Origin of the sequence: Streptomyces sp. SolWspMP-5a-2 (assembly GCF_900091845.1) — a bacterium.
Lineage (GTDB): Bacteria > Actinomycetota > Actinomycetes > Streptomycetales > Streptomycetaceae > Streptomyces > Streptomyces doudnae.
On the sequence record NZ_FMCI01000279.1, the window covers coordinates 1 to 7296 of the forward strand.

3 protein-coding genes are annotated in these 7296 nt (G+C 74.9%); all 3 read left to right on the forward strand.

The window, feature by feature from the left end; all coding sequences use genetic code 11:
* Positions 1 to 104 precede the first annotated feature (104 nt).
* Positions 105 to 1610 carry a SulP family inorganic anion transporter gene (locus tag GA0115242_RS28165; protein ID WP_093833352.1) on the forward strand — a complete coding sequence of 502 codons (1506 nt, stop codon included), beginning with the start codon at positions 105 to 107 and terminating at the stop codon, positions 1608 to 1610.
* Positions 1611 to 1904: 294 nt separating this feature from the next.
* Positions 1905 to 2939, forward strand: a complete 1035-nt coding sequence (locus GA0115242_RS28170) for a GDP-mannose 4,6-dehydratase (protein WP_093833354.1) — start codon at positions 1905 to 1907, stop codon at positions 2937 to 2939.
* Positions 2940 to 3376: 437 nt separating this feature from the next.
* On the forward strand, positions 3377 to 7296 hold a 3920-nt coding region (locus tag GA0115242_RS28175; RefSeq protein WP_141721774.1), incomplete at its 3' end, for a type I polyketide synthase.

Consider the following 7296-nt stretch of genomic DNA (forward strand, 5'->3'; position numbering starts at 1 on the left):
GCGGCCCTCCGCGCCGCCGCGACCCTCCGCCGTACCGCCCCTCGCGCGGCCCCGCCGCGCGCCCGCACCCGGGGGTGCCCGACCACGAACAGGTAGCCGCTCCGTTGTCCCTCTCCGCTCCCTCCCCCGCCGCCCGGCTGCGCGGCCTCGCCCCCGACTGGCTGCGCGACCCGAAGGTGTGGCGCACCGAGGTGCTCGCCGGCCTGGTGGTCGCGCTGGCGCTGATCCCGGAGGCGATCTCCTTCTCCGTGATCGCCGGTGTCGACCCCGCCGTCGGCCTCTTCGCCTCCTTCACCATGGCCGTCACCATCGCGGTCGTCGGCGGGCGGCGGGCGATGATCTCCGCCGCGACCGGTGCCGTCGCCCTGGTCATCGCACCGGTGAACCGGGAGCACGGCTTCGGGTACCTCGTCGCCACCGTGATCCTGGCCGGTGTCCTCCAGATCGTCATGGGCGCGCTGGGTGTCGCCCGGCTGATGCGGTTCGTGCCGCGCGCGGTGATGGTCGGCTTCGTCAACTCGCTGGCCGTCCTCATCTTCCTGGCGCAGCTCCCCGAGCTGACCCATGTGCCGTGGCCGGTCTACCCGCTGCTCGCGGCCGGACTCGCGCTGATGGTGCTCCTGCCGAGGATCACCCGGGCGGTGCCCGCGCCGCTGGTGTCGATCGCGGCCCTCACCGCCGTCACCGTGGCGGCCGGGATCGCCGTGCCGACCGTCGGGGACAAGGGCACCCTGCCGTCCGCGCTGCCCGCGCCCGGATGGCCGGACGTGCCGTTCACGCCGGACACCCTCGCCACGATCGCCCCGTACGCGCTGGCGATGGCGCTGGTCGGGCTGATGGAGTCGCTGATGACGGCGCGCCTGGTCGACGAGCTGACCGACACCCGCTCGTCCAAGACCCGGGAGTCGGTGGGCCAGGGCATCGCCAACATCGTCACCGGGTTCCTCGGCGGGATGGGCGGCTGCGCCATGATCGGCCAGACGATGATCAACGTGAAGGTGTCGGGCGCCCGCACCCGGCTCTCGACGTTCCTGGCGGGCGCGTTCCTGATGGTGCTCTGCGTGGTCTTCGGGCCGGTCGTCTCGGACATCCCGATGGCGGCCCTGGTCGCGGTGATGGTGATGGTGTCGTTCGCGACCTTCGACTGGCACTCGGTCGCCCCGCGGACGCTGCGCCGGATGCCCGCGGGGGAGATCGCCGTCATGGCCGTGACGGTGGTGTGCGTGGTCGCCACCCACAACCTCGCCGTCGGCGTCGTGATCGGCTCGGTCACCGCCATGGCCGTCTTCGCCCGGCGGGTCGCCCGCCTCGCGCGGGTCACCTCCGTCGTCGACCCGGACGGCTCCACCGTCGTCTACCGGGTCACCGGCGAACTCTTCTTCGCCTCCGCCAACGACCTGGCCGCCCGCTTCGACTACGCGGGCGACCCCGCGCGGGTCGTCCTCGACCTCTCCGCCGCCCATGTCTGGGACGCCTCCTCGGTGGCCGCCCTCGACGCGGTCGCGGACCGGTACGCGCGGCGCGGCAAGCACGTCGAGATCACCGGCCTGAACGAGCCGAGCGCGGCCCTGCACGAACGGCTGAGCGGGGCGGCGACGGGCGGTCACTGACCCGGTGCGGCGCGTGCGCGCGGGACGTGCCGACGCGCGGGGAACGCGTCGGCGCGGCCGCAAAAGATCTTCGTGAGCCGCCGAAGACTCGCAAATTCCTTAGCTTCGCCCGTGCTTGCATGACTGCGACGAGGACGGCTCGTGAGCGCAGCCATGCGTCTCGTGCTCCGGCGGTGGACGACGCTCTGACCGCGGGCCTGAGCGTGACAGCACGCACCGCGTGTCGATCGGTCCGCCCCGCGGGCGCGGACTCCCGCCCGACCGGTCCTCACCGTGGCGGTGGAAAGAGGGAAGATGTCCAAGCGCGCACTAATCACCGGAATCACCGGACAGGACGGCTCGTACCTGGCCGAACACCTCCTCGGCCTGGGCTACCAGGTCTGGGGCCTGTGCCGGGGCCAGGCCAACCCCCGCAAGGACCGGATCGCCAAACTGATCCCCGAACTGTCCTTCGTGGACGGCGACCTGATGGACCAGGGCAGCCTCGTGTCGGCCGTCGACCTGGTCCAGCCCGACGAGGTCTACAACCTGGGCGCCATCTCGTTCGTGCCGATGTCCTGGCAGCAGCCCGAGCTGGTCACCGAGGTCAACGGCACCGGCGTGCTGCGCATGCTGGAGGCCGTGCGCATCGTCTCCGGCCTCAGCAAGAGCACCGGCTCCACCGGCGGCGGCCAGATCCGCGTCTACCAGGCGTCGTCGTCCGAGATGTTCGGCATGGTCGCCGAGACTCCGCAGCGCGAGACCACGTTCCTGCACCCGCGCAGCCCCTACGGCGTGGCCAAGACCTTCGGCCACTACATCACCCGCAACTACCGCGAGTCCTACGGGATGTACGGCGTCTCCGGCATCCTCTTCAACCACGAGTCCCCGCGCCGCGGCGCCGAGTTCGTGACCCGCAAGATCTCCCTCGCGGTCGCGCAGATCAAGCTCGGCATGATGGACAAGCTCAGCCTCGGCAACCTCGACGCCGAACGCGACTGGGGCTTCGCGGGCGACTACGTGCGCGCCATGCACCTGATGCTCCAGCAGGAGCAGCCCGGTGACTACGTGGTGGGCACCGGCGCCATGCACAGCGTCCGCGACGCCGCCCGCATCGCCTTCGAGCACGTCGGCCTCGACTGGGAGGAACACGTCGTCGTCGACCCCAACCTGGTCCGCCCCGCCGAGGTCGAGACGCTCTGCGCCGACGCCTCCGCGGCCCGCCGCGACCTGGGCTGGGAGCCCGAGGTCGACTTCGACCAGCTCATGCGCATGATGGTCGAGTCGGACCTGCGCCAGGCGTCCCGCGAACGCGACTACAGCCGCCTGCTGTCCACCGTCGCCTGGTAGCGACCGCCCGCCGGCACCCGCCGCCGTGCCCGAAGGCCCGCACAGCACACCGTGCGGGCCTTCCCGCGTACCCGGCGCGCTACCCCGGCCGCCGTCACACACTAGGGATTTCCAAAGACGGACCGTCGCAGACTGAGCCCATGATCTGCGGAACCGTGTGCACGGCACGCGCCCACGGCGGGTGCCACGACGGAGCGGGCCCGGCGTCGCCCGGCCGCCCCCGTGCCGAGCGACGCCCCCGGGTGCCCCGCCCGCGGCACGGCGCCCCGCCCGCGTGAGACACCGCACCCGGCGGACCGTTCAGGACCCGCCCCCAGCCGCTCGCTCTCTCCCGGACACCCCGGCACCCCCGGCCGCCCGAGGCCGCCTCCCGCGCCAGGTGTCCACGCCGGACCACCATCCGTCCGCCGGTCTTCTTCCAGATGGGTTGCGTTGATATGGACAAGGAACAGAAGCTCCGGGACTACCTCAAGCGGGCGAGCGCCGATCTGAAGCGCTCCCGGCAGCGGGTGAGCGAGCTGGAGGCGGCGGCCACCGAGCCCATCGCGATCGTCGGCATGAGCTGCCGCTACCCCGGCGGCGTCAGCAGCCCCGAGGACCTGTGGACGATGCTCGTCGACGGCCGGGACGGCATCGGCGCGATGCCGGGCGACCGCGGCTGGGAGAGCGCGCTCGGCGACGGACCCGCCGACTTCGCGGGCGGCTTCCTGCACGACGCGCCCGCCTTCGACCCGGACTTCTTCGGCATCTCGCCCCGCGAGGCGCTGTCCATGGACCCCCAGCAGCGGCTGCTCCTGGAGACCGGCTGGGAGGCCTTCGAGCGGGCCGGCATCGACCCCGCGGGCGTCCGCGGCTCCCGCACCGGCATGTTCGTCGGCGCCATGCCCCAGGACTACCGGGTCGGACCCGACGACGACGTCCAGGGCTTCCAGCTCACCGGCAACGCCACCAGCATCCTCTCCGGCCGCCTCTCCTACTTCTTCGGCGCCGTCGGACCCGCCGTCACCGTCGACACCGCCTGCTCCTCCTCCCTGGTCGCCCTGCACCTGGCCGCGCAGTCGCTGCGCGCGGGGGAGTGCACCCTCGCGCTCGCCGCCGGTGTCACCGTGATGGCCAGCCCCACCACCTTCGTCGAGTTCGCCCGCCAGGGCGGCCTCGCGGGCGACGGCCGCTGCAAGTCCTTCGCCGACGCCGCCGACGGCACCGGCTGGGCCGAGGGCGTCGGCGTCCTCGTCCTGGAGCGCCTCTCCGAGGCCCGCCGCAACGGCCACCAGGTCCTCGCCGTGGTGCGCGGCTCCGCCGTCAACCAGGACGGCGCCTCCAACGGGCTCACCGCCCCCAACGGCCCCTCCCAGCGGCGTGTCATCGAGTCCGCGCTGGTCAACGCCCGCCTCACCGCGGCCGACGTGGACGCCGTCGAGGCGCACGGCACCGGCACCGTCCTCGGCGACCCCGTCGAGGCGCAGGCCCTGCTCGCCACCTACGGCCAGGGCCGCGACCCCGAACACCCGCTGCTGCTCGGCTCGGTGAAGTCCAACATCAGCCACACCCAGGCCGCGGCCGGTGTCGCGGGCATCATCAAGATGGTCATGGCGATGCGCCACGACCTGCTGCCCCGCACCCTCCACGTCGACCAGCCCTCCAGCCACGTCGACTGGACCGAGGGCGCCGTCCGCCTCCTCACCGAGGCCGCCCCCTGGCCCCGCCGCGAGGGCGCCCCGCGCCGGGCCGGTGTCTCCTCCTTCGGCCTCTCCGGCACCAACGCGCACACCATCATCGAAGAGGCGCCCCGCGAGACGCCCGCGGAGCCCGCCGAGGCCGCGCCCGCCGTCGAGCCCGGCGCCCTGCCCTGGCTGCTGTCGGGCCGCACGCCCGACGCCCTGCGCGCCCAGGCCGCCCGCCTCCTCGACCACCTCACCGCGCACCCCGCGCTGCCCGCCCTGGACGTCTCGCACGCCCTGGCCACCACCCGCTCCGCCCTGGAGCACCGGGCCGCGCTCACCACCGCCGACCGCGACACCGCCGTCGCCGCCCTCACCGCGCTCGCCGCCGGGACCGACCCCGCCGACGTGCCCGGCCTCTCCACCCACCAGCTCCGCGGCCGCACCAAGCTCGCCGTCCTCTTCTCCGGCCAGGGCTCCCAGCGCGCCGGCATGGGCCGCGAGCTGTACGCCCGCTTCCCGGTCTTCGCCGCCGCCCTCGACGAGATCCTCGGCCACCTCGACGCCGGACTCGACCGCCCGCTGCGGCCCCTCATGTTCGCCGAGCCGGGGAGCCCCGAGGCCGCCCTCCTCGACCGCACCGGCTACGCCCAGCCCGCCCTGTTCGCCCTCGAAGTGGCCCTCTACCGGCTCGTCGAGTCCTGGGGCGTCACCCCCGACCACGTCACCGGGCACTCCGTCGGCGAGATCGCCGCCGCCCACGTCGCCGGGGTCTTCTCCCTCGCCGACGCCTGCGCCCTCGTCGTCGCCCGCGGCACCCTCATGCAGGCCCTGCCCGAGGGCGGCGCCATGGTCTCCCTGGAGGCCGCCGAGGACGAGGTGGCGCCGCTCCTCGCCGACCACCGGGGACAGGTGTCGGTCGCCGCCGTCAACGGCCCGTCCGCCGTGGTCGTCGCGGGCGCCGAGGACGCCGTCGACGACATCGCCGCGCGGATCGCCGCCCTCGGGCGCCGCACCCGCCGTCTGAAGGTCTCGCACGCCTTCCACTCGCCGCTCATGGACCCGATGCTGGAGCCGTTCCGCGCCGTCGTCGCCGGACTCTCCCCGCAGGCGCCGACCCTGCCCGTCGTCTCCAACCTGACCGGGGCGCCCGCCACCGTCGAGCAGCTCACCTCCGCCGCCTACTGGACCGACCACGTCCGCCACGCCGTCCGCTTCGCCGACGGTGTCTCCTGGCTGGCCGGGCACGGCACCGGCGTCTTCCTCGAACTCGGCCCCGACGCCACCCTCGCCGCCCTCACCCGCACCGTCCTCGACGCGGCCGGACACCAGAACGCGGCCGTGCTGCCCGCCCTGCGCAAGGACCGCCCCGAGGCCGCCACCCTCACCGAGACCGCCACCGGGCTGCACCTGCGCGGCACCGCCGTGCGCTGGCAGCGCTGGTTCGACACCACCGGCGCCCGCCGCGCCGACCTGCCCACCTACGCCTTCCAGCACCGCCGCTTCTGGCCCAAGGCCGTCTCCGGCCTCACCGGCGACATGCGCTCCGCCGGGCTCGGCGCCGCCCACCACCCGCTGCTGGCCGCCGCCGTCACCCTCGCCAACTCCGACGGCATGCTCCTCACCGGCCGCCTCTCGGTGCGCACCCACCCCTGGCTCGCCGACCACGCCGTGCGCGGCACCGTCCTGCTGGCCGGTACCGCCTTCCTCGAACTGGCCGTGCGCGCGGGCGACGAGGTCGGCTGCGACCGCGTCGAGGACCTCACCCTCGCCGCGCCCCTCGCCCTGCCCGAGGACGGCGGCGTCCAGGTCCAGGTCTGGATCGGCACCCCCGACGAGACCGGCCGCCGCCCCCTGAGCCTCTACTCCCGCCCCGACGGCGACGACGACCGCCCCTGGACCCAGCACGCCGAGGGCACCCTCGCCGCCGGCGCCCACCGCGCCGACGACGCCGACGCGTTCGCCGCCGTCTGGCCGCCCGCCGACGCCGAGCCCGTCGACCTCGACGGCTTCTACGACGGCCTCGCCGAGGCCGGATTCGGCTACGGCCCCGCCTTCCGCGGCCTGCGCGCCGTGTGGCGGCGCGGCGAGGAGACCTTCGCCGAGGTCGCCCTCGACGCCGGACCCGCGGGCGACGCCGCCCAGTTCGGCCTGCACCCCGCGCTGCTCGACGCCGCCCTGCACGCCACCGCCCTCGCCCCGCTCGGCGAGGACGCCCGCGGCGGACTGCCCTTCGCCTGGCAGGACGTCACCCTGCACGCGAGCGGCGCCGCCGAGGCCCGCGTCCGCATCACCCCGGCCGGGGACGACGCCGTCGCGCTCGCCGTCGCCGACACCACCGGCACGCCCGTCGCCTCCGTCGGCTCCCTCGTCCTGCGCTCCGCGCCCGACGCCCGCGCCACCGCGTCCGCGCTGGAGCGCGACGCCCTCTTCGCCCTCGACTGGACCCGCCTCGCGGGCGCCGCCGACGCCGCTCTGCCGGCCGCCGTCACCCTGCTCGGCGACGACCCGTACGGGCTCGGCGCCGCCCTCGCCGCCGCGGGCACCACCGTCGGCGGACCCGACGCGTCCGCCCTCGCCCTCGCGCCGGTCGCCGCGGGCACCGACGACGTGCCCGCCGCCGTGCACACCGGCACCGCGCGCGTCCTCTCCCGGATCCAGGAGTGGCTGGCCACCGCCCGGCCCAGGCCCGGCTG

Excerpts from the sequence above, each read along its gene's own strand:
- GA0115242_RS28170 (WP_093833354.1), top strand. The coding sequence starts at position 1,905 with ATGTCCAAGCGCGCACTAATCACCGGAATCACCGGACAGGACGGCTCG.